Annotated in this window: 24 protein-coding genes and 3 tRNA genes; 12 read left to right on the top strand and 15 right to left on the bottom strand. The window is 37.1% G+C overall.

Annotated elements, in window-relative coordinates; genetic code table 11:
- Positions 1-203: 203 nt before the first annotated feature.
- Positions 204-1,892: an energy-dependent translational throttle protein EttA gene (gene ettA / locus EJF25_RS06945; protein WP_125040636.1), complete on the bottom strand. Its 1,689-nt coding sequence runs from the start codon at positions 1,890-1,892 to the stop codon at positions 204-206.
- Between the two features lie 122 nt (positions 1,893-2,014).
- Between ettA and EJF25_RS06950 the strand changes: the two genes are divergently transcribed.
- Positions 2,015-2,087 (top strand) — tRNA-Lys (locus EJF25_RS06950).
- A 153-nt stretch (positions 2,088-2,240) separates the two neighbouring features.
- Here EJF25_RS06950 and EJF25_RS06955 read toward each other — a convergent pair.
- The 4 genes from EJF25_RS06955 to EJF25_RS06970 all read right to left on the bottom strand — a co-directional run bounded on the left by EJF25_RS06955 (position 2,241) and on the right by EJF25_RS06970 (position 4,783).
- Positions 2,241-2,313, bottom strand: a tRNA-Lys gene (locus EJF25_RS06955).
- Between the two features lie 33 nt (positions 2,314-2,346).
- Positions 2,347-2,419 (bottom strand) — tRNA-Lys (locus EJF25_RS06960).
- 89 nt (positions 2,420-2,508) lie between these two features.
- Positions 2,509-3,312, bottom strand: a complete 804-nt coding sequence (locus EJF25_RS06965) for an MBL fold metallo-hydrolase (protein ID WP_125040637.1) — start codon at positions 3,310-3,312, stop codon at positions 2,509-2,511.
- Positions 3,313-3,394: 82 nt separating this feature from the next.
- Entirely contained in the window at positions 3,395-4,783 is a 1,389-nt protein-coding gene (locus tag EJF25_RS06970) for a peptide MFS transporter (protein ID WP_125040638.1), read from the bottom strand.
- Between the two features lie 99 nt (positions 4,784-4,882).
- Between EJF25_RS06970 and EJF25_RS06975 the strand changes: the two genes are divergently transcribed.
- On the top strand, positions 4,883-5,302 hold the full coding sequence (locus EJF25_RS06975; protein ID WP_125040639.1) for a BT0820 family HAD-type phosphatase: 420 nt from the start codon (positions 4,883-4,885) through the stop codon (positions 5,300-5,302).
- A 118-nt stretch (positions 5,303-5,420) separates the two neighbouring features.
- Here the strand turns inward: EJF25_RS06975 and EJF25_RS06980 are convergent, their stop codons facing one another.
- Positions 5,421-5,672, bottom strand: a complete 252-nt coding sequence (locus tag EJF25_RS06980; RefSeq protein ID WP_125040640.1) for a DUF6965 family protein — start codon at positions 5,670-5,672, stop codon at positions 5,421-5,423.
- A gap of 145 nt (positions 5,673-5,817) precedes the next feature.
- Here EJF25_RS06980 and EJF25_RS06985 point away from each other — a divergent pair, with 145 nt between their 5' ends.
- From EJF25_RS06985 to EJF25_RS06995, 3 genes are all read left to right on the top strand, one after another.
- Positions 5,818-6,252, top strand: a complete 435-nt coding sequence (locus EJF25_RS06985; RefSeq protein WP_125040641.1) for a copper resistance protein NlpE — start codon at positions 5,818-5,820, stop codon at positions 6,250-6,252.
- A gap of 152 nt (positions 6,253-6,404) precedes the next feature.
- The gene (locus EJF25_RS06990) at positions 6,405-6,842 is read left to right on the top strand and encodes a DoxX family protein (RefSeq protein ID WP_125040642.1); all 438 of its coding nucleotides are present in this window, start codon (positions 6,405-6,407) and stop codon (positions 6,840-6,842) included.
- Positions 6,843-6,948: 106 nt separating this feature from the next.
- Positions 6,949-7,503, top strand: a complete 555-nt coding sequence (locus EJF25_RS06995; RefSeq protein WP_125040643.1) for a DUF3332 domain-containing protein — start codon at positions 6,949-6,951, stop codon at positions 7,501-7,503.
- 58 nt (positions 7,504-7,561) lie between these two features.
- On the opposite strand, the gene tamL is transcribed toward EJF25_RS06995, so the two are convergent.
- The 3 genes from tamL to EJF25_RS07010 form a co-directional block, all read right to left on the bottom strand.
- A complete protein-coding gene (gene tamL, locus EJF25_RS07000) occupies positions 7,562-9,874 on the bottom strand; it encodes a translocation and assembly module lipoprotein TamL (RefSeq protein WP_125040644.1) in 2,313 nt (770 codons plus the stop codon).
- Between the two features lie 212 nt (positions 9,875-10,086).
- Positions 10,087-11,430, bottom strand: coding sequence for a M56 family metallopeptidase (locus EJF25_RS07005; RefSeq protein WP_125040645.1), 1,344 nt, complete (start codon positions 11,428-11,430; stop codon positions 10,087-10,089).
- An 11-nt stretch (positions 11,431-11,441) separates the two neighbouring features.
- Positions 11,442-11,804 carry a BlaI/MecI/CopY family transcriptional regulator gene (locus tag EJF25_RS07010; protein ID WP_125040646.1) on the bottom strand — a complete coding sequence of 121 codons (363 nt, stop codon included), beginning with the start codon at positions 11,802-11,804 and terminating at the stop codon, positions 11,442-11,444.
- Positions 11,805-11,988: 184 nt separating this feature from the next.
- Here EJF25_RS07010 and EJF25_RS07015 point away from each other — a divergent pair, with 184 nt between their 5' ends.
- Positions 11,989-12,756 (top strand): RNA methyltransferase, encoded by a 768-nt coding sequence (locus tag EJF25_RS07015; RefSeq protein ID WP_125040647.1) that lies wholly within the window; start codon positions 11,989-11,991, stop codon positions 12,754-12,756.
- On the opposite strand, the gene EJF25_RS07020 is transcribed toward EJF25_RS07015, so the two are convergent.
- From EJF25_RS07020 to ileS, 5 genes are all read right to left on the bottom strand, one after another.
- Positions 12,707-13,081 carry a hypothetical protein gene (locus EJF25_RS07020; protein ID WP_125040648.1) on the bottom strand — a complete coding sequence of 125 codons (375 nt, stop codon included), beginning with the start codon at positions 13,079-13,081 and terminating at the stop codon, positions 12,707-12,709. The two genes, EJF25_RS07015 and EJF25_RS07020, sit on opposite strands and share 50 nt — an antisense overlap.
- Before the next feature lie 4 nt (positions 13,082-13,085).
- The gene (locus EJF25_RS07025) at positions 13,086-14,165 is read right to left on the bottom strand and encodes a DUF4296 domain-containing protein (RefSeq protein WP_125040649.1); all 1,080 of its coding nucleotides are present in this window, start codon (positions 14,163-14,165) and stop codon (positions 13,086-13,088) included.
- Positions 14,155-14,808: a lipoprotein signal peptidase gene (locus EJF25_RS07030; RefSeq protein ID WP_125040650.1), complete on the bottom strand. Its 654-nt coding sequence runs from the start codon at positions 14,806-14,808 to the stop codon at positions 14,155-14,157. The genes EJF25_RS07025 and EJF25_RS07030 overlap by 11 nt, the downstream gene beginning before the upstream one ends.
- Positions 14,809-14,904: 96 nt before the next feature.
- A complete protein-coding gene (locus EJF25_RS07035; RefSeq protein ID WP_005931903.1) occupies positions 14,905-15,285 on the bottom strand; it encodes a TraR/DksA family transcriptional regulator in 381 nt (126 codons plus the stop codon).
- Positions 15,286-15,323: 38 nt separating this feature from the next.
- A complete protein-coding gene (gene ileS, locus EJF25_RS07040; RefSeq protein ID WP_125040651.1) occupies positions 15,324-18,812 on the bottom strand; it encodes an isoleucine--tRNA ligase in 3,489 nt (1,162 codons plus the stop codon).
- Positions 18,813-19,023: 211 nt separating this feature from the next.
- Between ileS and EJF25_RS07045 the strand changes: the two genes are divergently transcribed.
- The 5 genes from EJF25_RS07045 (at position 19,024) to sucD (ending at position 24,668) form a co-directional block, all read left to right on the top strand.
- Positions 19,024-20,076 carry a DUF2776 domain-containing protein gene (locus tag EJF25_RS07045; protein WP_125040652.1) on the top strand — a complete coding sequence of 351 codons (1,053 nt, stop codon included), beginning with the start codon at positions 19,024-19,026 and terminating at the stop codon, positions 20,074-20,076.
- A gap of 652 nt (positions 20,077-20,728) precedes the next feature.
- A complete protein-coding gene (thiD, locus tag EJF25_RS07055) occupies positions 20,729-21,526 on the top strand; it encodes a bifunctional hydroxymethylpyrimidine kinase/phosphomethylpyrimidine kinase (RefSeq protein ID WP_125040653.1) in 798 nt (265 codons plus the stop codon).
- A 92-nt stretch (positions 21,527-21,618) separates the two neighbouring features.
- Positions 21,619-22,506, top strand: coding sequence for an ACP S-malonyltransferase (gene fabD / locus EJF25_RS07060; protein WP_125040654.1), 888 nt, complete (start codon positions 21,619-21,621; stop codon positions 22,504-22,506).
- Positions 22,507-22,650: 144 nt separating this feature from the next.
- A complete protein-coding gene (sucC, locus tag EJF25_RS07065; protein WP_125040655.1) occupies positions 22,651-23,799 on the top strand; it encodes an ADP-forming succinate--CoA ligase subunit beta in 1,149 nt (382 codons plus the stop codon).
- Entirely contained in the window at positions 23,796-24,668 is an 873-nt protein-coding gene (sucD, locus tag EJF25_RS07070) for a succinate--CoA ligase subunit alpha (protein WP_125040656.1), read from the top strand. The genes sucC and sucD overlap by 4 nt, the downstream gene beginning before the upstream one ends.
- A gap of 10 nt (positions 24,669-24,678) precedes the next feature.
- On the opposite strand, the gene EJF25_RS07075 is transcribed toward sucD, so the two are convergent.
- On the bottom strand, positions 24,679-25,413 hold the full coding sequence (locus EJF25_RS07075; RefSeq protein WP_125040657.1) for a DUF4396 domain-containing protein: 735 nt from the start codon (positions 25,411-25,413) through the stop codon (positions 24,679-24,681).
- Positions 25,414-25,551: 138 nt separating this feature from the next.
- On the opposite strand from EJF25_RS07075, the gene EJF25_RS25060 reads away from it, so the two are divergent.
- On the top strand, positions 25,552-25,725 hold the full coding sequence (locus tag EJF25_RS25060) for a hypothetical protein (protein WP_187367590.1): 174 nt from the start codon (positions 25,552-25,554) through the stop codon (positions 25,723-25,725).
- Positions 25,726-25,762: the final 37 nt, after the last annotated feature.

Raw genomic sequence — 25,762 nt, forward strand, 5'->3', positions numbered from 1 at the left:
ATTAGTTTTACTAATTGTTTTGTTCATTAAACTGAGCACAAAGATAATTAATATTATTTAGATTTACATTACATTTGCAATACAATAATTTAAGAGAGATAAACATTTCAATGTGAACAAAACAAAAAGCCCCTACAAGTATTTGTAGAGGCTTTGTGCTGAAATACAAAAGATTGTTGTATTTTCCCGACTATTACAACGTGTTAATCATTCATTAACTTTCTATAACGAACACGCTTCGGCTCTTCATTACCTAATCGCTTCATTTTGTTTTCTTCATATTCCGAATATGATCCTTCAAAATAGAAAACATTGGAATCTCCTTCAAAAGCTAGAATATGTGTACAAATACGGTCAAGGAACCATCGGTCATGAGAAATAACAACTGCACAACCTGCAAAATCCTCCAAACCTTCTTCCAATGCTCGCAACGTATTTACGTCTATATCATTGGTAGGTTCGTCAAGTAATAGCACGTTACCTTCTTCCTTCAAAGCCATAGCCAGATGCAGACGATTTCTTTCACCACCAGAAAGTACGCTACAAAGCTTTTCCTGATCTGCTCCTGCAAAATTGAAACGAGAAAGATATGCACGCGCATTGATATCACGTCCTCCCATACGAATCAATTCATTGCCACCAGAAATCACCTGATAAACACTTTTATTCGGATCAATATCTTTATGCTGTTGATCTACGTAAGCCACCTTTACAGTCTCTCCCACATCAAATTCACCTTTGTCTACTGTTTCCATTTCCATAATCAAGCGGAATAGGGTAGTTTTTCCTGCACCATTCGGACCGATTACTCCAACAATACCATTAGGAGGAAGCATAAAATTCAAATCGTCAAACAATAATTTATCGCCATATGCCTTCGCTACATGTTTGGCTTCAATTACCTTATTACCCAAACGCGGACCATTCGGAATAAAGATTTCCAACTTTTCTTCCTTCTCTTTTACATCCTCATTCAATAATTTATCGTATGAATTAAGGCGAGCTTTTCCTTTTGCCTGACGAGCTTTCGGAGCCATGCGTACCCATTCCAATTCGCGTTCCAACGTTTTACGGCGCTTACTGACAGTTTTTTCTTCCATCTCCATACGCTTGGTCTTTTGTTCAAGCCAAGAAGAGTAGTTTCCTTTCCATGGAATACCTTCTCCCCGATCCAGTTCAAGAATCCATCCGGCTACGTGATCAAGGAAATAACGGTCATGTGTTACAGCAATTACCGTACCTTCATATTGCTGCAAATGTTGCTCAAGCCAATCAATAGATTCAGCATCCAAATGGTTAGTTGGCTCATCAAGCAACAGAATATCAGGTTTTTGCAACAGCAAACGACAAAGAGCCACCCGACGGCATTCACCTCCTGAAAGATTCTCTACCAGCTGATCTTCAGGCGGACAACGGAGTGCATCCATTGCACGTTCCAATTTGCTATCCAAATTCCAAGCATCAGTTGCATCAATAATATCCTGTAATTCTCCTTGACGCGTAAATAGAGCATCCATTTTGTCCTGATCTTCATAGTACTCAGGCAAAGCAAATTTTTGGTTGATTTCTTCGTATTCCGTCAGTGCATCAACGATAGGTTGTACACCTTCCATTACTATCTCTTTTACAGTTTTGGTATTGTCTAGGTATGGTTCTTGCGCCAAATACCCTACAGAATATCCTGGAGAGAACACGACTTCTCCCTGATAGGATTTCTCCAAACCTGCAATAATCTTTAACAACGTAGATTTACCGGAACCATTCAGACCAATAATACCGATCTTCGCTCCATAAAAAAACGACAGGTAAATGTCTTTCAGCACATTTTTATTTGGTTGGAAAGCTTTGCTCACTCCCACCATTGAGAAGATAATTTTTTTATCGTCAGCCATATATTATTATTGTATATTGTTGATAATCGCACAAAGATAACAAAAATGTTTGAAATGCTTTGGAGTTCTAAAAAAATGTTCTACCTTTGCACCCGCATTTCAAAAGAAAGAGCAAAAGGATTGATTCGCTAGCTCAGCAGGTAGAGCACAACACTTTTAATGTTGGGGTCCTGGGTTCGAGCCCCAGGCGGATCACTTGAATGAAAGAAAAAATTGTAAAATCTCTGATAATGTATGATTATCAGAGATTTTTCTTTTATGTAACACCTACAATTTATCACTAATAGTAAAATGGTAAGTAATAAAAAAGAAAAGGAGAACTAAAAAAGCTCTCCTTAATTGTCTTCGTACACCCTCAGGGATTCGAACCCTGGACCCACTGATTAAGAGTCAGTTGCTCTACCAACTGAGCTAAGAGTGCAGAATTATTATAACAATTGCCAACTGATATTTGTACACCCTCAGGGATTCGAACCCTGGACCCACTGATTAAGAGTCAGTTGCTCTACCAACTGAGCTAAGAGTGCCTTTTTCCTCGTTTGCGGTTGCAAAAGTAGGTCTTTTATTTCATTTGTCCAAACAATAATGCAGCTTTTTTACTGTCTTTTTTTCGTTGTTATTCGAACACATAAAGCTCAGAAGGCGTATTCCGCTTTAAAGCAAGTAGTTGCACATCTTTGCCAACAATAACTCCTTTGTTCTTTAATTTCCATTCTACAGTTTTGTATGCCAACTCCGGATGATTATTGTCCTTACTTAGATGACACAACCAGATATATTCCAAATGTTCAGTGATATTTTCTGCTAAGAACTCAGCTGTATCAGAATTACTCATATGTCCAGTTTTACTTGTGATTCTTTCTTTCAGATATTGGGGGTAAGGTCCCATCTTAAGCATTTCCTCATCATAATTAGCTTCCAGTATCAAATAATTGGCTTTACAAATATAATGAGCAGCTGTAGGAGTAATTTCACCAAGGTCGGTCAGAAAAGAGAATACTTTTCCATCTACCTCTATACAATATCCAACATTATCAGTGCCATCATGAGGAACTTCAAAAGATTCGATATGAAAATCATCCAAAATCATAGGCTCTTGTTTCTCCAAATAACGAGCCGAAGTAATAAGTTTTTCCGTCATGCAATAACTACGGTTAATACCTTCATGAACACGTTTTGTTGTATATACAGGAATATTTAGTTTCTCTCCCAGATGCCCTACGGCTTTAATGTGATCTGCATGATCATGCGTGACAAATACAGCACGTATGCTATCCATCAAAATGTTGAAGTCCTTCAGCGTTTTTTTTATAGTACGAATGCCAATTCCTGCATCTATTAATATTCCAGAGGTTTCGGTGCCTAGATAATAACAGTTCCCACTACTGCCACTTGCCAGACTTATAAATCTTACTTTCATGTTTTATCTTCCTTCATTAAAAAACAAAATGCCACCACTTTTACAGCAAAGTGACGGCAAATATACGCAAAAAAGAAGATAACTATCGAGAAGATTCCTTCTTTTTGTCGATGGATTCGGTAATTTTAGCGAATAAAAGTAGAGCTACGGCAGCAATCAACCCAATTGCAGCAAAATAATACCAAATATAATGAGCATTTGCGCTAGCCAACTCCCATGCCCCTCGAGTCTCAAACAATGCAGGATCTGGACAATACTTAGTCAATAAGATTCCCGCCAATCCAAAACCGAAAATAGAAGAAAGAAAAGAGTGTAAATGACTAAATCCTAAATACATACCCTCTTCTCCTTTGGGTGCCTGTAATGAAAAATACTCCAGATAACGCGGTGATATGAAACATTCGGCAAGTGCTTGCACCACAATACCAGCTACCATCATCAAAGTAATGTTACTCATACCGGAAATAATATCGTTTCCTAAAATGTTACCACAAGCCATCAACAAAGCCGAAACTGGGATCAAAAACATTCCCACATTCATAGAAGTTATTGCACTACGCTTTGCCATCAGACGCGTAATAAAGCTAACACAACATACCACGACAAACGGATTTACATTGGCAATCCAACCTGGTTTTGCTGTTTCGCCAGCCATGCGTATCACATACTTAGGCATTGTTGCATAAAGTTGCTGCTGTACCATCCAAAAACCAGTCACTATCAGAATAAGAACCAATAAACGCCAATTTGTTACAATTCTCATAAAACCCTGTCCTATTTCATGTAAGCTCTTTCCTTCACCGGCTGTATGGGTAGATCTATAAAAGAGAATTACAGCAAGTAAAGCAATGATAGTCATTGCCCCGGAAAAATAATTAATATAGATATAAGCTTGTTCACCAATCATATTTCTCAGAGGATCTATAATTGTTTTACCAGTGAAAGCACCCACATTTACCATCATATAAAAGATGGAATATCCACGAGCACGTGTTGCTTCAGTTGTTTCTTTGGCTACCGACGCTGAAATAATGGATTTAATAAAGGACCCGCCGATCATCAGAATAAACAAGATAGGAACAATCGTCCACCGGGCATAGCTATCTGGTAAACCATTGAATTGAGTCGTTTCACCATAGCTTACCAATCCTGTCGCTTCGAGAAATGTAGGCAAGGCACCTAACCCTAAATAAGCAATAGATAACAAAGTAAAAGCTAAGATCATTGATTTCCGGAAACCAATCTTATCAGCATAAGCCCCTGAGAAAATAGGTAATAAATACAATCCACCGGAGAAAAGACCGGAAATCATACTTGCTTCAAAATCATTGAAACCTAAAATATTGGATAAATAAATAGTGAGAACGATAAATACGGCATAATAGGCCATACGTTCAAACAGTTCGACTGTGTTGCTAACCCAAAAAGCTCGTGTAAAACCTTTGGCTGCACGCTGAGGGGAATTGTTCATGTAAAATGTATTTTATTAATATGTTAATTCGCGACAAAGATACATTTTTTTAGCATACAGTTCGTATCTTTGTTACAAATTACGTATTCTAAATAAGTTATGGTTATAGCGGTTGATTTTGACGGAACAATTGTAAAGCATCGATATCCTCGTATTGGAGAAGAAATCCCCTTTGCTATTGAAACTCTGAAATTATTACAACAAGAGCAACATCGTTTAATCTTGTGGAGTGTGCGGGAAGGCAAATTATTAGATGAAGCAGTAGAATGGTGCAAAAACAGAGGATTGGAGTTTTACGCAGTCAATAAAGATTATCCTGAAGAACAGAAAGATCACCTAAGTTTCTCACGCAAACTAAAAGCCGACTTATTTATTGATGACCGAAATCTTGGCGGACTTCCTGATTGGGGATTGATTTATGAAATGATCAAAGAAAATAAAACTTTTGCAGAAATATATAATTCAGACGTAGAAAGGCTTACAACTCCAAAGAAAAAAAGTAAATGGTTTCCATTTTAATAACGGTGTCGTTACAATAGTTGATGATGCAAAATACGGAATAACTCTTTTTTAATTTCCTATTATTTTGCATCATCAATAAGTGAAGAACATAGTTCTCTAATCTCCACTTTTATATTTACTTTTCTTCCCTACTCTCCCACTTTTCTCTGTATTCCCATAGTTGCTCAATAGTAGAATGAAATGTTGGATTTTCCCAGTTTCTAGAGATCATTGCAATCAATGATTCTAAATAAAGTTTTCCATTAATAATGGACGTACATTTATTAATTTGATATTTCTCCGTTGGATAATTTTTAGTCTCAAGCATCTTCTTTGCCCAGCCTATTAATTCTTGAACCGATTCATTGTCATAAGTATGTTGTGCCATATTCACTGTAATTTTTCACAAAGATAATAAGTTTATCAGTTCATAAATAAAGTTATAGTTCATTTTTATGGTAGATATACTAAAGATTACTTCATATCTTTATACTCCAATAACTAGATTTGATAAAACTTAAAAAAGTAAAATCATGAAAAAGATTCTCATTTTAGCGTGTTCATGTATGCTTCTTGTAGCATGTGGTAACAGCTCAAAAGCTAATAAAAGTACTGGAATTGATAGTACTTCTACCAAAGTAGTCGATACGCACAGTACAGAAATATCTCTCGATTATGAAGGTACTTATAAAGGAGTTTTTCCGGCAGCTGATTGCCCCGGTATCGAAACAACTCTCACTTTAAATAAAGACAAAACATTTACTCTCCATTCCGTTTATATCGACCGGAATAGTTCTTTTGACGAAAAAGGTACCTACACCCTGAAAGATAACATATTGACTTTAAAAGAAGAAGGTGGAGAAGAATCGTACTATAAAGTAGGCAAAAACCACCTGCGCAAACTGATGGCAGATAAAAAAGAAGTTACCGGTGAACTTGCAGAACATTATATTTTGAATAAAGAATAATCTTAAAATCATAGACATTTAATAAATAGTGGGAATAAGAAGGTACACCAACTAGTTTATTCCCATTATTTATTTTCCAATATTTACTTTCCATAAAGAACAAAATCAAGATATTTTATGTTTATAAAGATGAACTTAAAATAGAATAACTTATGGTTTACAACTTTTTATTCCCAACTAAGCCAAATACAACTAAAGTATCTTTGTTCCTATTGGCAGTCCGAATTATATTCGGAATATTATTAATGAATCATGGTATTCAGAAATGGAGTAATTTTCAGGAACTTTCGATGACTTTTCCTGATCCTCTAGGTTTAGGAAGTCCCCTATCTCTCGGATTAGCCATTTTTGGAGAACTTGTATGTTCAATGGGGTTCATCATTGGTTTTTTATATAGACTAGCAATGATTCCAATGATCTTTACAATATCCGTCGCTTTTTTTGTGATTCATGCCAATGATGTCTTTGCAGTAAAAGAGTTAGCATTCATCTACTTAGTAGTATTTATATTCATGTATATTGCAGGACCTGGTAAATTTTCTATTGATTATTTTATAGGAAACCAACTAATAAAAAGGAATATGAAATAAAACAAAAATGAGAATTCACAACTTAAGCTGATTAAAAAATATTATATTTGCATCCAATTAAGAAATATAATAGTAACATTGTTTATTAATCAGAATTTGTTAAGTTATGAAAAGAAACAGACTAACATTAGTAGCAGTTGTACTGAGTGGAAGCTTACTATTCAGTTCCTGTGTAGGTTCATTCGGTTTATTTAATCGTCTGACTTCTTGGAACCAATCTGTTGGAACCAAATTTGTAAATGAACTTGTATTTTTGGCATTCAACATCATTCCTGTTTACGGTGTGGCTTATCTGGCCGATGCTTTAGTAATCAACTCTATCGAGTTCTGGAGTGGTACCAATCCGATGGCTAATGTAGGAGACGTGAAAAAGGTGAAAGGAGAAAATGGAAACTACATGGTAAAAACACTTGAGAATGGTTATTCCATTACTAAAGAAGGCGAAACTGCTTCTATGGATTTGCTCTATGATCAAGCAACTAATACTTGGAATGTAGTTGCCAATGGTGAGACTGCTCCCCTTGTTAAAATGAACAATGACGGTACCGCTGATATGTTCATGCCGAATGGTGAAAGAATGAACGTAACCCTTGATGCCCAAGGCATGATTGCAGCTCGTCAGGCTACAACAAGTAATCCGATGTTTTTTGCAGCTCGCTAAGAACTAAAAGAACAAATACAAAAAAGAGATGGAACACAACGTTTCATCTCTTTTTGTATCAGAAAGGATATCCTACCGCAAAATGGAAAGCAAAATCACGACTAAACTTAGGATGAATGATCGGATAATGTTCCTTCTTAGTCTCATAAGCCGGGTTTATAGCTTTCATACCTCCATCAAAACGGAGAATAAAGAAGTCCAGATCTAAACGAAGTCCCAATCCATATGCCATAGCTATCTGCTTATAGAATCTATTAAATTTAAAGACTCCTCCTGGTTGATTAGCATAATCACGAATAGTCCAGATATTACCTGCGTCAATAAATAATGCGCCCTGAAACTTCCAAAACAGCTTACTGCGATACTCAATGCTGGCATCTAATTTAATATCTCCCGATTGATCCATTAAGCTTCCTTTTCCTGCAAAAGAACCTGGTCCCAGATCACGTACCGACCATCCACGAACACTATTGGCACCACCGGAAAAATACTGCTTCTCAAATGGAATCGTCTTTGCATTACCATAAGGTACAGCCACCCCTATACCTGCATGAAAAGCCAATGAGTTACGGTGATCAATTCTTATATTTTTAGCAAAATCAAATTCACCTTTAACGTATTGTGCATAAGGGATTCCTAAAATAGCATATTCACCATTATCATTCTTTCGGATATTTGTCGCTTTAGATAAAGCATACATAATATTTCCTGCCGATTCAAAATTGAAACGTACAGAATAAGAATCGGATGATATTGTATTATTCACAATAGAACCTCCTGTACTATTGTAGTGATAACTATACCCCATATTAATAATCAGTCGGTCCTGATAATTATATTGGAAAATATCATTTTGTCCTTTATTGATATAATCTTCTCTAAACTTAGGAGAGATGCGTGGCAAATAAAGGAAACCGATATTAATCAAATCAATCTTATGTTGAATTTTCAGACGTTGAGACCACTTGTAGCTCCATGATGCAGAAGCCATTGTACGCAAGAATTCAGGACGCAGCTGGTAATTGTACTGTAATCCAAACTCCGTCGTAGCCCTAATTCTACGCTTAAAGTCAGAAGAGACAAATGGAAATAAAAAATTCGGGAAATTGATACTTGTCTCTACACCAAATTCTGTATAATTATTATTTGAGTATCCTGCCTGAAGCCCGGAAATAACTTCGTAAGCTCCACGAAACTTGACCATAAAAGTTTCCGACCCATGAAACAAGTTCCGATTCTGAAAAGAAACGGAAGCTGCTGCCCCCAAGTCGCCAGCGGAATTCGTCCCTTCCACTTCAAAAGCAATAGATTTATGTTTGCTTTTGGTCAGCATCACATAACAGTTAAGTTTTGCCGTATCACCTACCTGAGTTTCTATGAAACGAATATTCGTATATTTTAATGCAGACAAGCGACCAAAACTAGAATAAGTTTGCTGTACATCTTGTTCTTTATATAAATCACCGGAAGCAAAACGAAGATTATCTGTCAGCACTTTAGGACGCAAATAAAGTTTATCTTTATAATAAATAGGAAATCCTTTATAATGAATAGAATCATTTATATTAATGCTACTTAATGCTGACGACTGCAATACATCATAATCTGTTATAAAATTTATCTTATTGATCTGATATTGTTTATGCGCTTCAGCAGAATCATTTTCATGAGCTCTATACGCTCGTAAATGCAAAGTTAAATCTACATCATAAGTATTGCGAACAGTGTCTGCCGTATAACCGATATAATCTTTATTAAACTTATAATAACCGTTTTGAAGTAGTTTATTAGTTATACGTTGTCTTTCTGCATCCAATACATTTACATCAAATATCATTCCTTCTCTTAATAAACTCTTCACCGAGTCCTGTCTTAAAAGAGAATCTATTTTAGTATCATGTATATCGAGTTTTAAAGATTTAATAATATAAGGTTCACCAACCGTTACATCATACAGTAATTTAATCTTTTTTTTCTTAATCTTTGTCGATCTTTTTACGGTAGCAGCCATATAACCCATATTACGCACTGCTTTCATAATTTCCTCCTGAGACCGAAGAGCTTCACCCTCATTATATATAACAGGAGCATCACCTATCCTTCTCAGAAACTTATTTCCCCATTTAGTTGAATCACGTCCTGAAAGGTTATAAACATAAAGTTGGGTTTTAATGAGACTAAACCATTTTGCATTGGAATTCTGACGTACATACATTTTCAGGGATGAAGGACGAACATTTTTATTATCTGTATGGATTTTGACTTCATCCAACAGATAAGAGCCATCCGGCACAAACTTCGTTGCAGTACACGAAGCTAGCAACAAGATAATAATAGCACAAGTAAATAAGCCATGAAATCCTTTCCTCATACGGTATCCCTATAAACCTGAAGTAAAATGTATGGCAAAGATAGAGCATATTTTCCGTTCGGAGAAATTATCAAAACGATAAATGACATTTAAAATGTACTTTTTACCACAGTGCGGAAATTTTCACAACAATAACAAATGTATGATTAATAACATGTCTGTGATAATTTCCGCAAACTGTGGAAAGAAGAAAGATTTCTAACAGAATTCAATCATCTAAGTCTGAATATGACAGGAACTGTAAATTTAACATTCACTGGTTTCCCCTTATTAGTACCCGGTTCCCATTTAGGCATTTTATTAATTACACGAAGAGCCTCTTTATCCAGATACGGATCAACACTACGTGCAATTTTTGCCTCTGAGATAGAACCATCCTTACCGACTACAAATTCTACGACAACACGTCCTTGAACACCCTTTTCCTTTGCGTTGGTCGGATACTCAATATTTTCACCTAAATAAGCCAAAAGAGCTGACTGTCCACCCGGAAAAACCGGCATATTTTCTACAATATCATGAATAGTGGAATCGTTTTTCACTTCATCAGCTTTTGCCTTACTCATTTCTGCCATTTCTTTCGTATTATGGTTACGATCATCAATCTTAACCACTGCCGAAGAATCCTTTTTTACTTCACCAGTAGACATACCACTTTCTGCTTTATTTGCACAATTACTGAAAAGTACCAATAATGCAACTACTGGTATAAACATCAGATATTTACTTAACATGATGTTACTGGTTCGTTTTTTATTCAACATCTTAATTCGTTTTTTTAAAGGTAATACACTAAAATTATTATATATGTTTGCTGCAGCCAATGATGAATGTTCCATTCCTAATAAATGGTATTGATAAGACTTTTTATCATGCCCTAAAGTTATTACTTGTTTATCTGCCAGATACTCATGATTCATACGGATTTCACTACGTATCAACCACGCAAACGGATTAAACCAACATAATATAATTATCAATTGAGCCAATAGAATATCCAATGAATGAAACTCGCGCATATGTGTACGCTCATGTATCAATATCTCACTGATCTCTTTATCCGAATGTCGTGCCGGGTTAATGAATATCCAATGAAAAAATGAATAAGGTTCATCTATTTCTACCGATTGATATACATACGTACCATTCAAAAAGCAATGACTAGAGCGAAGTAATAAAGTATGCATTTTGAACATCTCAAATGTTGTACGTAGTATCAGTAGAGCAATCCCTATTCCATATATCATCCATAAATAAGTATCAACTGTCCAACGTATATTCTCGGCACCAGAAAAAGTACTGAATGCATGAACCGAAACTTCTGGCAGAATTTTTGCATAAACAACTGCAAGTGTTTCTCCCACTGGATGATTACCCCAATCAGCCCAAACCGGAAAATCAATAAAAGGATAAACAAATGAAGTCACACATATTAATAGTAACATCATCCGTCTCAATCTGAAAAATGTATCCTTACTAAAAGACAACTTATAGAAAGTATATAATACAATCAATGCAACATTGACTTTTATTAAATAAATTACAAAAGATTCCATACGTATTCAGTTTATGATTCCTCATTTTCTATTATTTTCATCAATTCTTCAAGCTCCTTTTTACCGATCTTTCGATCCCGGACAAAGAATGAAACCATTTCTTTATACGAACCAGTAAAATACTTAGTTACTATCCCATTCAAAAAGTTACGTTTATAATCGCTTTCTTTTACCAATGAATGGTATTGAATAGAATTTCCTAATTTGAATGGCGACAAATACTTCTTCTTCTCTAAATTACGAACGACTGAAGCTACACTCGTATAAGGAGGCTTTGGATCTGGCATTTCATTAACGACCTCTCGGATAAAACTTGGTCCCATTCTCCAAAAGTAAATCATTACTTCTTCTTCTTGTTGCGTCAATCTTTCCATACAATTTCTATTTTATATTGAATATCAAACTACTATTTTTAAGCAAATCTACTAAAATTAAGTAGATAGTATATTTTTATTTATGCAATAATTGTTAATAGCCTGAATAATTATCAGGAAAAAATAGAAATAATAACCGATTAATTGGAAATATCTTTATAGCTTTGTCCAAAATATCAATTATATGACATCACTAAGCAAGAACAAAATCAAATATATCCACTCGTTGGAACTAAAAAAGATACGTAAAGAAGAACAAGTGTTTCTGGCAGAAGGTCCTAAGCTAGTTAGTGATTTGCTTGGATATTTTCCTTGTCGCTTTTTGGCTGCTACAAGTTCTTGGCTACAAAGCCACCCAGATTGTAAAGCACATGAAATCATAGAGGTCTCACAAGAAGAACTTTCCCGTGCCAGTCTATTGAAAACTCCACAACAAGTACTTGCTATTTTCGAACAACCACAATATAAATTAAATCCGGAGATCGTTCACCAATCACTTTGTCTGGCTCTGGATGACGTACAGGATCCCGGTAACCTAGGGACAATTATCCGCTTAGCCGATTGGTTTGGCATCGAACATATTATCTGTTCAACAAACACAGTAGATGTATACAATCCCAAAACAGTACAAGCCACCATGGGAGGAATTGCCAGAGTGAAAGTACATTATACTCCCCTACCTGATTTTATCAGTTCACTTGGAGACGATACACCAATATTCGGAACATTCCTGAATGGAGAAAATATGTACGAACAACCATTAACCACCCATGGACTTATTGTAATGGGCAACGAAGGTAACGGAATAGGAAAAGAAGTGGAAGCTTTGATTAACCGGAAACTATATATTCCCAATTACCCACAAGGTCAGAAAACCTCGGAATCACTTAATGTAGCAATTGCTACCGCAGTAATCTGTGCCGAGTTTCGGCGACAGGCTGCATGGAAATAAAATCGAAGGGATAAAATAAATAAGGATACAGAGTTTTACTCTTCTGTAATGACTCCTCAAATACCTTAAAAAAACATTGAGAAGATTGATTTGAAACATAGGGAAGATTAGATTCAAACATTGGGATGTTTGTAAAAATCATCCCAATGTTTTTTATCTCATTTGTGGAAAGCAAAGCTATTACTCCCGGCAGCCATTCAACAGATTCAATTTCCTCAGTTAATGGAAAAACAACCTGAGCACTTCCTCCTTCGACCTCCACCACGTGCTGTTTAATAAAACCAATACCCGGCAAAAACAGATAATGAGCTGCAAAACGTTTCATAGAATTAACGAGTAGTCTGTTGGCGCCTCTGCTGCTGTCTACGCTGATTTATCTGACGCTCTCTTCTCTGTTCTATCCGTTCCCGTTGAATATGCTGTTCCACTTCTATTTGTTCCGGTCTCTTTTCCGGACGAGCGCCCGACCGGCGACGATTCATTTCCTCCGGAGTCAAACGCTGATTGTCATCCTTCAATCCTTCTTCAGTCTTTAAGGAATCCATATTCTCTTTAGTAGCAGAAACCTTCTTCAAAGAATCCGCTTGTAAAGCTTCAATCTTATTCAGAGAATCACGTACAACAAATGAAAGTGTATCTTTACAGTGGTAACGAGTCATAACAAAACGATCCGCCAATAACGGAGCACTCTTCAAACTATCTTCCACCGAGTAGAAAATAAAGCCTTTTATCTCCTTCATACCACCTAATGTATCAGCATACAAACGAATTTGCTGAACACCCGGAGAGGTAAACGTTTTCCAATGACTAACTGTATCCTTTTCATATATTACTTGTAAAGCCATTGTCGTTGCTCTCAAAGAATCAGCAAGCATCGGTCCCAGAAAACTATAACGTACTTCCCATACCAATGTATCACGATCTTTGTAATTTGAGTCTGTTGGCAAAACAAATGAATATCGGTTATTCATCATCTCACCTGTCAGACGTATCATACGTTGCCAAGGCCAAACATCAATACTATCACCATTCTTTGTCATTTTTGGCTTTTTATCGCGTTTGGCAATCAAATCCCCTATAATCTCTTGCTCACTTTTCAAACGGTTCTTCACCTTTTCATAGACTTTCGATAAAACCTCTGTATTACGTGTATACCAAACCATTGATGAATCAAACACAGCTTCTGTAGTACCGTATTTCTTAAAAACAGCATCGATATAAAGAGACTTCTTATAATTTTCATTATAAGGTAAATTTTCTCCCATAGCTTTTGCTATATGATAATCATACAATATATCTTCCATCTTCGATTCCGGAATGACATCATCGGGTCTTTTCACTTTACATCCAGCAATCGCCAACGCTAACATACAGATGCAACACAGATGAAATCGAAACCTATTTTTCATGATCCACATTTTCCTTTTTATTATCCAATGAATGATAAGATTCATTCAGATATTTACTATAAAAAAGTAACAAAGCAATAATACCACAGCTAATGGCAGCGTCTGCAAAGTTAAAGATTGGACTAAAGAAAATAAAATGCTCTCCGCCTACAAACGGCATCCATGTCGGCCAGTTTGTTTCAATTATCGGGAAATAAAACATATCTACTACCTTGCCGTAGAACCAAGTAGAATATCCTCCCCCTTCAGGCATAAAACTAGCAATCTGCGAATGAGTACTTTCATTGAATATTACTCCATAAAATATACTATCGATAATATTCCCCAAAGCCCCTGTCAAGATCAGAGATACACAGATAATATAACCTGTTTTGAAACCTTTCTTAATAATTTTATAAAGATACCAGCCAATCAAACCAACTGCCACAATACGGAAAGTGGTAAGGAAAAGTTTTCCAAATATTTCCATACCGAAAGCCATTCCGTTGTTTTCAGTGAAATAAATATAGAACCAATCTGTCACACGTATACTTTCATGCCAATACATGTGTGTTTTGATCCAAATTTTAATAACTTGATCGATAATCAATACAGAAAAGATAACAAGCAGAGCAATTCTCCCTTTCGTAAGTAGTTTCTTCATTTGTCTGTCTAAAATTAAAAATAACGAGCTACAAGTGCCGTGCGAAAATATTGCGCAGCTACTTGTAGCCCGTCACTAGTAGCTTGTAGCTAACTATTATTTCTTACCACTGTTCTTTGCTTCGATGCTCAACGTTGCATGAGGAACAGCACGCAAACGTTCGGCAGGAATTAACTTTCCGGTTTCACGGCAAATTCCATACGTCTTATTCTCAATACGCACTAAAGCAGCCTGCAATCCTTGAATAAACTTTAGTTGGCGTTGTGCCAAACGAGTTGTTTCTTCTTTGGAAAGCGTATTTGCCCCCTCTTCAAGAACTTTATATGTAGGAGATGTATCGTCGGTATCATTACCATCCAATCCCATCAGACTCATCTTCAACTGATCATAGTCACGTTGAGCCAATTCCAGCTTCTCCATAATAATGGCACGGAATTCCTCGAGTTCCGCATCCGAATATCTAGTCTTTTCTGCCATAACTTTACTAGTTTAAAAGGTTAATCAATAATTTAGTATTAGTCTTTTATCACATTGACAAACAAAGAGAAATCATCAAAGTTTAGCTCTGTACCATCCTTCACTTCATCTACCAAATCGAGCGATGTTCCTAAAACTTGGTTACAAATATAAGTATTATATTCTTTTACCGCATCATCCGTTTGCGTATTTTTCGAGATTGTTATTTTTATTTTGTCTGTAATCTCGAAACCACTTGATTTACGGATATTTTGGATACGGTTTACCAATTCGCGGGCAATACCTTCACGACGTAATTCTTCGGTTATTGTAACTTCAAGCGCTACAGTCAGCTTACCTTCGTTAGCAACCAACCATCCCGGAATATCTTCACTGAAGATTTCAACATCCGACGTTTCAATAACAGCTTCAGTACCATCTAAGTTCAGTAAATATTTGCCATTCTTTTCCAATTCGTTAATTGCTTCTTGTGACATTTCAGCTACGGCAGCAGCAACAGCTTTCATTTGTTTACCAAATTTCGGTCCCAGCTTCTTAAAGTCACATTTCACTTTCTTCACCAATACTCCGGCAGCACCATCAACGAACTTGATTTCTTTCACATTCACTTCATTCATAATCAAAGCTTTTACGGCTTCAATATGTGCTTTCTGTTCTTCGTCTGCTACGGGAATCATAATACATTGCAATGGTTGGCGAACTTTAATATTCACTTTACGGCGCAAGGCCAATACCATGGATGTAACATCCTGAGCCATCTGCATACATGCTTCCAATTCCTTGTCTATCATGTCTTCCTGATATTTCGGGAATTCAGCCAAATGGATAGAAACAACATTATCACGTCCTGTAGCTGTGATTAAGTCCATATACAAACGGTCTGCGTAGAATGGAGCAATCGGAGCCATTAACTTAGCCACTGTTTCAAGACAAGTATATAAAGTCTGGTAAGCAGACAGTTTATCCTGAGTAAATTCACCACCCCAGAAACGTTTACGGTTCAGGCGTACATACCAGTTAGACAAATTGTCATTAACAAAGTCTGAAATCAGACGGCCCGCTTTAGTCGGTTCATATTCGTTGTAGCAAGTATCTACTTCTTTAATCAAAGTATTCAGTACAGACAAAATCCAACGGTCAATTTCCGGACGTTCAGTCATCGGCACATCAGCTTCTTTATATTCAAATCCATCCACATTAGCATAAAGTGCAAAGAATGAATATGTATTATATAAAGTACCAAAGAATTTACGACGCACTTCTTCAATTCCTTCCACGTCAAACTTCAAATTATCCCATGGAGAAGAATTAGTAATCATGTACCAACGTAATGGATCAGAACCATATTTTTCAATGGTTGAGAATGGATCAACAGCATTACCAAGACGTTTAGACATCTTGTTACCATTCTTATCAAGTACCAAACCATTAGAAATAACAGCCTTATAAGATACGCTATCAAATACCATTGTAGCTATAGCATGCAATGTAAAGAACCAGCCACGTGTCTGATCCACTCCTTCGGCAATAAAATCAGCCGGATACACCTGACGGCTATCCAACAATTCTTTATTCTCAAAAGGATAATGAATCTGTGCATAAGGCATAGAACCTGAATCAAACCAAACATCGATCAAGTCCATCTCACGTTTCATCGGTTTTCCATCCTTAGATACCAGAATAATATCATCCACATACGGACGATGAAGATCAATCTTATTATAATTATTCTCGCTATACTCACCCGGCACAAAACCTTTATCCTTGTATGGATTCGATTTCATGAATCCGGCTGCTACCGATTTTTCAATTTCATTATAAAGTTCTTCTACTGATTCAATGCACTTTTCATCCGTATTATCTTCCGTACGCCAGATGGGTAATGGAGTTCCCCAATAACGGGAACGGCTTAGATTCCAATCATTCAGATTTTCCAACCATTTACCAAAACGACCGGTTCCTGTAGATTCCGGCTTCCAGTTAATAGTCTTATTCAATTCCATCATGCGTTCTTTACAAGCTGTAGAACGGATGAACCAACTATCCAACGGATAATAAAGTACAGGCTTATCTGTACGCCAACAATGTGGATAATTATGAACGTGCTTTTCAATTTTGAAAGCCAGATTATTTGCTTTCATCATCATACAGATAACAATATCCAATGATTCGGCAGCCTGTGCAGCCTTCTCATCAAATTTCCCATCTACTGTAAATTGCGGATCATATGCATTCTTTACCCATGCTCCCTGGTACTCTTTGTATTTATCAACATCTACACACTCCTTTACAAAGGTCTCATCTAATTCATCCAACAAATAGAATTTCCCTGTCAGGTCTACCATAGGACGAGTCTCACTTTTTTTATTGATCATGAAAAGAGACGGGATTCCAGCGGCGCGTGCTACATTTGCGTCATCCGCACCGAAAGTAGGTGCGATATGAACAATGCCCGTACCATCTTCTGTGGTTACATAATCACCCTGAATCACACGAAATGCCTTATCACTAGCTTTCCAACTACCATCTTCGAATACTTCAACCGGTTTCACCCATGGAATAAGCTGTTCATACTCCATACCAACCAAATCCGAACCTTTATATTCGGCTATCACTTTGAATGGTACTAGTTTATCTCCCAACTTATAATCTTCTAATTTCAAGTCAGCTGCTTTTGGATTGAAATGAGTATTCAATAAAGCTTTCGCCAAAACTACTGTTATGGGCTCTCCTGTATAAGGATTGTATGATTGTACAGCTACATAGTCAATTTTCGGGCCTACACAAAGTGCTGTATTTGAAGGCAATGTCCAAGGTGTCGTTGTCCAAGCAATAAAATAAGGTGTTCCCCATTCTGCCATTTCCGGTTTAGGATTCTTCATCTTAAATTGTGCAACAACCGTTGTATCTTTTACATCCCGATAACAACCAGGTTGGTTCAACTCGTGAGAACTCAATCCTGTTCCGGCAGCCGGTGAATACGGCTGAATAGTATATCCTTTATAAAGTAAGCCTTTCTTATGCAACTGTTTCAACAGCCACCACAATGTTTCAATATAACGATTGTCATAAGTGATATAAGGGTGTTTCATATCCACCCAATATCCCATCTTGTGAGTCAGGTCTTCCCATTCCTTGGTAAACTTCATCACATCCTTACGGCAAGCTGCATTATATTCGGCAACAGAGATTTTCTTACCGATATCTTCTTTTGTAATGCCCAATGCTTTTTCCACACCCAGCTCTACAGGCAGTCCATGCGTATCCCATCCGGCTTTACGCTTTACTTGATAACCTTTCATAGTTTTGTAACGGCAGAAAATATCTTTAATAGTACGAGCCATTACATGGTGAATACCCGGCATACCGTTAGCCGAGGGAGGTCCTTCGAAAAATACAAACGAAGGACAGCCTTCACGTTCTGTCATACTCTTGGCGAAAACTTGATTTTCGTCCCATTTCTTCAGCACATCTTTGTTCACCTGTGAAAGGTCAAACTGCGAATATTCAGTAAATCTCTTACCCATGGTTGTATCTACGATTTTACTATTTACAATTTACAATTTGAGGGGTATCCCCATTTTTAAGGGTGCAAATTTACAAAAACATTTGTTTAATCGAGCAAAAAGCGATGACTTTTAATCGGATTCACATGAAGTTATCAATTAGAAATTACCTTTGAACCTAAACAAAACGAGTATACCCTTGTTTTAGTTGAAATTTTAAAGCAATTTAATTATGAATTACGGAATGAGTATTTTATTCAGAGCAATCCCTCTGATAATGGCCGTTTTTTGCTTCGGATATGGTGCATTTATTTACGGATATGGAGATGCGCCAAGCCGCGTAGTAGCCGGTCCCGTTGTGTTTTCACTAGGTATGATATGTATTGCATTGTTCTGTACAGCAGCAACAATAATCAGGCAAATCATACATACTTATAATAAATCGTCAAAGTATGGTTTACCAATACTTGCCTATACAGTTGCAGTCATTACCATCATCGGAGGTATATGGATGTTCACAAATTCTACGTCCTCTTCCTCTTTTGTTGCAGGTCATGTAGTAGCAGGTGTAGGATTGATAACCATGTGCGTAGCAACGGCTGCAACTTCTTCTACACGTTTTTCTCTAATTCCTGCCAATTCTAAAAGTATCGGAAATGACGTACCTGATGGAGCTTTTTCGGAAGGACAGGAACGTGCCTTGAAATTAGTAGCTATTGTCACATCAGCAGTTGCCTGGATATGGGCATTTATCCTATTGGGAAGTAGTCACTCTCATCCCGCTTATTTCGTAGCAGGTCATGTAATGGCAGGAATCGCATGTATTTGTACCAGCTTGATTGCTTTAGTAGCTACCATTGCCCGTCAAATTCGTAATGTATACTCCGCGAAGGAACGCAGTAAATGGCCAGAACTCGTTTTGTTAATGGGGACTATCTCTCTCGTCTGGGGACTCTTCGTTATTCTTGCTGATTCAAGTAGCACAAATGGAGTAATTGGATATATCATGATCGGATTGGGGTTAGTCTGCTACAGTATTTCCAGCAAAGTGATTTTACTGGCAAAAATCTGGCGCCATGAATTCAAATTATCCAATCGCATTCCTCTAATACCGATATTGACAGCACTGAGTTGTTTGTTCCTCGCTGCTTTCGTATTTGAACTTGCTTCGATGCATGATGATTATTTTATTCCATCTCGCGTTTTGGCAGGGCTCGGAGCTATTTGCTTTACATTATTCTCCATCGTAAGTATTTTGGAGAGTGGAACATCCGGTAAGGGATAGAATATATTGAAGATAAGCGATGGCGAGACTTTTGTATTTGTAAGAAACCCTTAAATATCTTCTATTATAGTTCACTTATTATCAACCATCTGTGACAAAATGACACTTATGACAATAGTTTTTGGAGTATATATAAAGAAGAAATAATTAAATTACTTATCAAAAAATAAAATGGAATATTTGTTTTTCCCTATATATATTATAATTCAAGATAAAAAACGTCATTAGTGTCATACTTCTCAGTAATTGAATATAAAAAAGACCGTATAATTGGAGATAATTAACCGCTAAGTTTGCCCTAATTTAGCGGTCATTTTCATTCAATCGACTGCTAAGTTTAATCAAATTATACAGTAATTTTGTTTGAATTTAGCATATCTTTTTAATCAAAAAAAAATAAAAAACTATCTATCATCCATTACATACCATACCTTATTGTTATCTTACAAATCACATTATGTATTTTAGTCGTTCCGGTAAGGAGTTATTGTACTAAATACAAAAAGAACAATACGACTTTATTATCAGTACTTTTCATCAGTTTTGCTTTTTAATATGACAAGAGTAGTTATTGTATTTTAAACGACATCTCATTTTGTACCTTACTGTTTTTTATTTTATCTTTGCGGAAGAACTATAAAAAAAATCTAAAATGAAACGTCATCCGATCATTTTATCCATTGCCGGTTCTGATTGTTCGGGAGGGGCAGGTATTCAGGCAGATATCAAAACCATTTCTGCATTAGGAGGCTATGCAGCGTCTGCCATTACAGCCATTACGATTCAAAACACATTAGGAGTACAGGCTGTACACACATTACCTTCCGAAATTGTCTGCAAACAGATTGAAGCTGTGATGGACGATTTGCAACCGGATAGTATCAAAATAGGCATGATTGATGACACTTCCATTGTTCACGTAATAGCTGATTGTATCAAGAAATATAAGCCCAAAAATATAGTTTACGATCCGGTTATGGTATCTACCAGCGGACGTCAATTAATGACCGGAGATGCGATTCTAGAAATTAAAAAAGAACTATTTCCACTTACATCTTTAATTACTCCTAATTTGGATGAAATTGCAGTCCTTACGGGAAAAATACTACACACTCCGGATGAAATGACAGAAACAGCCCGGGAACTTTCTGAATTATATAATATTTATGTTCTTATAAAGGGAGGACACCTGCCAGGCGACGAAATGTGTGACGTACTTCATACATTAGATGGTAATACATATATATATAAAAAGAAAAAGATTAAAAGTAAAAACCTACATGGTACGGGCTGTACACTCTCCTCAGCTATTGCAACCTATCTGGCAAAAGGATATTCAATGAATGAAGCCGTTCGTCAAAGCAAAGAATACATCAATAACGCAATTATAGCAGGAAAAGAACTAAATATCGGTCACGGCAATGGACCGTTATGGCATTTCCCCGATTGAACTGCACAAAAATAAACAATTTGTGCGATCATTTTATAAAAAAACTGTACCTTTGCACCCTCAATTAACAATAAATTAAAATATTGAATAAGATGAAAGCATTTGTGTTTCCCGGTCAAGGAGCTCAATTCGTAGGAATGGGTAAAGACCTGTATGAAAATTCTGCTTTAGCAAAGGAATTGTTTGAAAAAGCAAATGATATCCTCGGATATCGCATAACAGATATCATGTTCAACGGAACTGACGAAGATCTGCGTCAGACAAAAGTTACTCAACCGGCTGTATTCTTGCACTCTGTAATCTCTGCTCTTTGCATGGGTGACGATTTCAAACCTGAAATGACTGCCGGTCATTCTTTAGGTGAATTCTCTGCATTGGTTGCTGCCGGAGCTTTGAGTTTTGAAGATGGTCTGAAATTGGTTTATGCACGTGCGATAGCTATGCAAAAGGCTTGTGAGGCTACTCCTTCTACTATGGCTGCTATCATCGCGTTGCCGGATGAAAAAGTAGAAGAAATCTGTGCTACTGTAAATGCAGAAGGTGATGTTTGTGTTCCTGCTAACTTCAACTGCCCGGGACAAATCGTTATCTCAGGTTCTGTTCCAGGTATTGAAAAAGCTTGCGAACTGATGAAAGCTGCCGGAGCAAAACGTGCTCTGCCGCTGAAAGTAGGTGGTGCTTTCCACTCTCCACTGATGGATCCTGCGAAAGTAGAATTAGAAGCAGCAATCAACGCTACTGAAATTCATACTCCCAAATGTCCGGTTTATCAGAATGTAGACGCGCTTCCACATACTGATCCTGCAGAAATCAAAAAGAATCTGGTTGCTCAGCTGACTGCTTCTGTACGTTGGACTCAAACTGTTAAGAACATGATTGCTGATGGCGCAACAGATTTCACAGAATGTGGTCCTGGTGCAGTATTGCAAGGTTTGATCAAGAAAATTGATGCTACGGTTGCTGCTCACGGCATAGCATAATCAAATAAACTAAATAATTCACAGAAAAGGAATGTTCTTTAGGGAAGCATTCCTTTTTTATTTATCCTCTTCTCATTTACTTATCCCACAACTTTTTTGCTATCCTGATTGTTTTATATATAAGAAACACTTAATCCATCATCCATGAAAGTACATGAATATCAGGCAAAAGAGATCTTTTCTAAGCATGGGATTCCAGTCGAACGGCATGTGCTATGTCACACTGCCGACGAAGCAGTAAAGACCTATCAAGAAATAGGAACAGACAAAGTAGCTATAAAAGCTCAAGTTTTGACAGGTGGACGCGGAAAGGCGGGAGGCATTAAACTTGCCAACGACAAAGAATCCGTACGTCAATACGCTAATGAAATCCTAAATATGACTATTAAAGGATTTCCTGTAAAACAAATACTTGTCAGTGAGGCTGTTGATATAGCCGCCGAATATTATCTTAGTTTTACTATCGATCGGAATATGCGATCAGTTGTTTTAATCATAAGCGCATCCGGTGGAATGGATATCGAAGAAGTAGCTCACAAAACTCCGGAGAAGATTATCCGTTATAACATTGATCCATTTGTCGGGCTTCCTGCATATTTGGCACGTCGTTTCGCTTTTACATTTTTCAAGCGAAATGAATTAGCAGAACGTATGAGTTCTATTCTACAAAAACTTTACAAGACGTTTATAGAAACTGATGCTTCGTTAGCCGAAATCAATCCACTGGCATTAACTACCCAAGGTACACTTATAGCTATCGACGCCAAAATGGTTTTTGATGATAACGCACTCTACCGACACCCCGAAATACACGCTCTTTTTGAACCGACTCCTGAAGAACAAATAGAAGCAACAGCGAAAGACAGAGGTTTTAGTTATGTACGTATGGATGGAAATATTGGCTGCATGGTGAACGGTGCCGGATTGGCAATGACCACAATGGATATGATTAAACTTCATGGGGGGACTCCTGCTAACTTCCTGGACATTGGAGGAAGCTCAAATCCTGTAAAAGTAGTTGAAGCTATGAAGCTATTGTTGAATGATTCAAAAGTAAAAGTTGTTTTCATCAATATTTTCGGTGGTATTACCCGTTGTGACGATGTAGCGTTAGGATTAATTCAAGCTTTTGACCAACTACAAACAGATATTCCGGTCATCGTTCGCCTCACCGGAACGAATGAAAATACAGGTCGGGGATTATTAAGAGACCATAGTCGTTTTCAGGTAACAGAAACAATGAATGAAGCGACTTTATTGGCAGTACAATCAGTGAAAGGAGGAAATGTATGAGCATACTTATTAATAAAGAGACTCGCCTATTGGTACAAGGAATTACAGGAAGAGACGGACATTTTCATGCTGTGAAAATGAAAGAATATGGTACCAATGTTGTAGGTGGCACTTCTCCGGGAAAGGGAGGAACTGAAATCGACGGACTTCCGGTATTCAATACGATGTATGAAGCTGTGAAACAAACACAGGCTAATACCTCTATCATTTTTGTCCCTGCAAGTCATGCGGCTGATGCTATCATGGAAGCAGCAGATGCAGGAATTAAATTAATTATCTGTATATCTGAAGGCGTGCCTACATTGGATGTCATCAAAGCCTATCGTTTCACCCAACTCAAAGGAGCTAAGTTAATTGGTCCGAATTGCCCCGGACTAATTTCACCAGAAGAAAGCCTTGCGGGTATTCTACCGGGAAACGTATTCAAGAAAGGAAATATTGGAGTAATCAGCCGTAGTGGAACTTTAACTTATGAGATTGTTTATCATCTGACCGCAAATGGCATGGGACAATCAACTGCCATTGGTATGGGTGGTGATCCGGTCGTTGGGCTTTATTTCCGTGAATTATTGGAAATGTTTCAAAATGATGATGAGACAGAAGCAATTGTCATGATTGGCGAAATCGGTGGAAATGCCGAAGAACTGGCTGCCGAGTATGTACAAAGACATATCACCAAACCAATCGTTGCTTTTATTGCAGGGCAATCCGCTCCTCCGGGAAAACAAATGGGACATGCTGGAGCTATAATTTCCGGAAACTCCGGTTCTGCTAAAGAAAAGATCACCGCACTTACAGCTGCGGGAATTCAAATGGCTAAGGAACCATCTGAAATTCCTATACTTCTAAAAGCGCAGCTAAGTGAATAATTTATTTAGATTACATACCTTTCTTCACTCCAATCTTTATTAGCAAAGCGTTCATCGGATAAGCACAAATAAAACCGAAAAGCATGGCAATCTGCATCATAAACCAGAACATCCAAGTATCTTTCGGCAACGGAGTAGCGGCAAATAAAACAAATATAACAATAGCCATCCAGCCATACATTCCAATCTGCCAAGACAAAAGTGAGAAAAAGTCAGCCTTGAAAGCACGGGACAAGGCATTCCCCACAGAAATCTTTTCCATTTCACGAATAGCATAAAATTGAAAATAAACTCCAATAATCAAAGCTAATATAAAATCAAGTACCCAGTTCCCCAATACCTGATTCCCTGCAATTGTTACTGGAAAATAGTTTGTGAACCACTCACCAATAATATCTGCTAATGTACAACCGGCTCCACAATGGAGTGCAGACAATGCTACAGACTGCCAATGAGGACGGTTCATTCCACCCATAGACATATCCATTGACATTCCCTTCATTCCGGACATATCTGTCTCTTTCATGCCAGACATATCCATTTTCATATCCCCCATTTTCATTGGAGTACTTCGCCCAAATTTGTTATAAGCCCATAAAGCCAGATAACTTCCCCACAATGCAGTCAATATCCACACTGCATTCATTATTTTCATTGATTGCGGACGACGAGTCAGGTCTATTGCTATATGAACAGCAATCCCAACACCTGAACATACTAAAAATACAGCGATCAGATTGAGCATAATTATATGTATTAAAAGATTCAGATTTACAACAGCCAATATCACGAATGGTTCACCCTATATTATCAATATTGATTTTATTGAACCATTTGTTATATTTGCTTGTTATAACCTTGTCAATCAAAAACAATAACAAATATGAGTAGACGTAGTCAATTAGAGCATGAAGTATCTGTTGCTCAGGAAAGGATCAAAAAGGCAGCTAAGGATACACCCAAAGATATCCTGAAATTATGGGAACAAAATTTGGTAGATCTGGAACTGGAACTCAATAATATGGTGGACGATGAAGAGGATAACAATGAGGATTAGTAATCAATGAAAAAAGAGTGCGCTATCAATAGATAAC

The sequence above is a fragment of the Bacteroides faecalis genome (assembly GCF_003865075.1).
Classification (GTDB): domain Bacteria; phylum Bacteroidota; class Bacteroidia; order Bacteroidales; family Bacteroidaceae; genus Bacteroides; species Bacteroides faecalis.

What these genes read in the sequence shown, in the direction of transcription:
- ettA (WP_125040636.1), bottom strand. Translation starts at nt 1,892, where the DNA reads ATGGCTGACGATAAAAAAATTATCTTCTCAATGGTGGGAGTGAGCAAA.
- EJF25_RS06965 (WP_125040637.1), bottom strand. Translation starts at nt 3,312, where the DNA reads ATGAAAGTAAGATTTATAAGTCTGGCAAGTGGCAGTAGTGGGAACTGT.
- EJF25_RS06970 (WP_125040638.1), bottom strand. Translation starts at nt 4,783, where the DNA reads ATGAACAATTCCCCTCAGCGTGCAGCCAAAGGTTTTACACGAGCTTTT.
- EJF25_RS06975 (WP_125040639.1), top strand. Translation starts at nt 4,883, where the DNA reads ATGGTTATAGCGGTTGATTTTGACGGAACAATTGTAAAGCATCGATAT.
- EJF25_RS06980 (WP_125040640.1), bottom strand. Translation starts at nt 5,672, where the DNA reads ATGGCACAACATACTTATGACAATGAATCGGTTCAAGAATTAATAGGC.
- EJF25_RS06985 (WP_125040641.1), top strand. Translation starts at nt 5,818, where the DNA reads ATGAAAAAGATTCTCATTTTAGCGTGTTCATGTATGCTTCTTGTAGCA.
- EJF25_RS06990 (WP_125040642.1), top strand. Translation starts at nt 6,405, where the DNA reads ATGGTTTACAACTTTTTATTCCCAACTAAGCCAAATACAACTAAAGTA.
- EJF25_RS06995 (WP_125040643.1), top strand. Translation starts at nt 6,949, where the DNA reads ATGAAAAGAAACAGACTAACATTAGTAGCAGTTGTACTGAGTGGAAGC.
- tamL (WP_125040644.1), bottom strand. Translation starts at nt 9,874, where the DNA reads ATGAGGAAAGGATTTCATGGCTTATTTACTTGTGCTATTATTATCTTG.
- EJF25_RS07005 (WP_125040645.1), bottom strand. Translation starts at nt 11,430, where the DNA reads ATGGAATCTTTTGTAATTTATTTAATAAAAGTCAATGTTGCATTGATT.
- EJF25_RS07010 (WP_125040646.1), bottom strand. Translation starts at nt 11,804, where the DNA reads ATGGAAAGATTGACGCAACAAGAAGAAGAAGTAATGATTTACTTTTGG.
- EJF25_RS07015 (WP_125040647.1), top strand. Translation starts at nt 11,989, where the DNA reads ATGACATCACTAAGCAAGAACAAAATCAAATATATCCACTCGTTGGAA.
- EJF25_RS07020 (WP_125040648.1), bottom strand. Translation starts at nt 13,081, where the DNA reads ATGAAACGTTTTGCAGCTCATTATCTGTTTTTGCCGGGTATTGGTTTT.
- EJF25_RS07025 (WP_125040649.1), bottom strand. Translation starts at nt 14,165, where the DNA reads ATGAAAAATAGGTTTCGATTTCATCTGTGTTGCATCTGTATGTTAGCG.
- EJF25_RS07030 (WP_125040650.1), bottom strand. Translation starts at nt 14,808, where the DNA reads ATGAAGAAACTACTTACGAAAGGGAGAATTGCTCTGCTTGTTATCTTT.
- EJF25_RS07035 (WP_005931903.1), bottom strand. Translation starts at nt 15,285, where the DNA reads ATGGCAGAAAAGACTAGATATTCGGATGCGGAACTCGAGGAATTCCGT.
- ileS (WP_125040651.1), bottom strand. Translation starts at nt 18,812, where the DNA reads ATGGGTAAGAGATTTACTGAATATTCGCAGTTTGACCTTTCACAGGTG.
- EJF25_RS07045 (WP_125040652.1), top strand. Translation starts at nt 19,024, where the DNA reads ATGAATTACGGAATGAGTATTTTATTCAGAGCAATCCCTCTGATAATG.
- thiD (WP_125040653.1), top strand. Translation starts at nt 20,729, where the DNA reads ATGAAACGTCATCCGATCATTTTATCCATTGCCGGTTCTGATTGTTCG.
- fabD (WP_125040654.1), top strand. Translation starts at nt 21,619, where the DNA reads ATGAAAGCATTTGTGTTTCCCGGTCAAGGAGCTCAATTCGTAGGAATG.
- sucC (WP_125040655.1), top strand. Translation starts at nt 22,651, where the DNA reads ATGAAAGTACATGAATATCAGGCAAAAGAGATCTTTTCTAAGCATGGG.
- sucD (WP_125040656.1), top strand. Translation starts at nt 23,796, where the DNA reads ATGAGCATACTTATTAATAAAGAGACTCGCCTATTGGTACAAGGAATT.
- EJF25_RS07075 (WP_125040657.1), bottom strand. Translation starts at nt 25,413, where the DNA reads ATGCTCAATCTGATCGCTGTATTTTTAGTATGTTCAGGTGTTGGGATT.
- EJF25_RS25060 (WP_187367590.1), top strand. Translation starts at nt 25,552, where the DNA reads ATGAGTAGACGTAGTCAATTAGAGCATGAAGTATCTGTTGCTCAGGAA.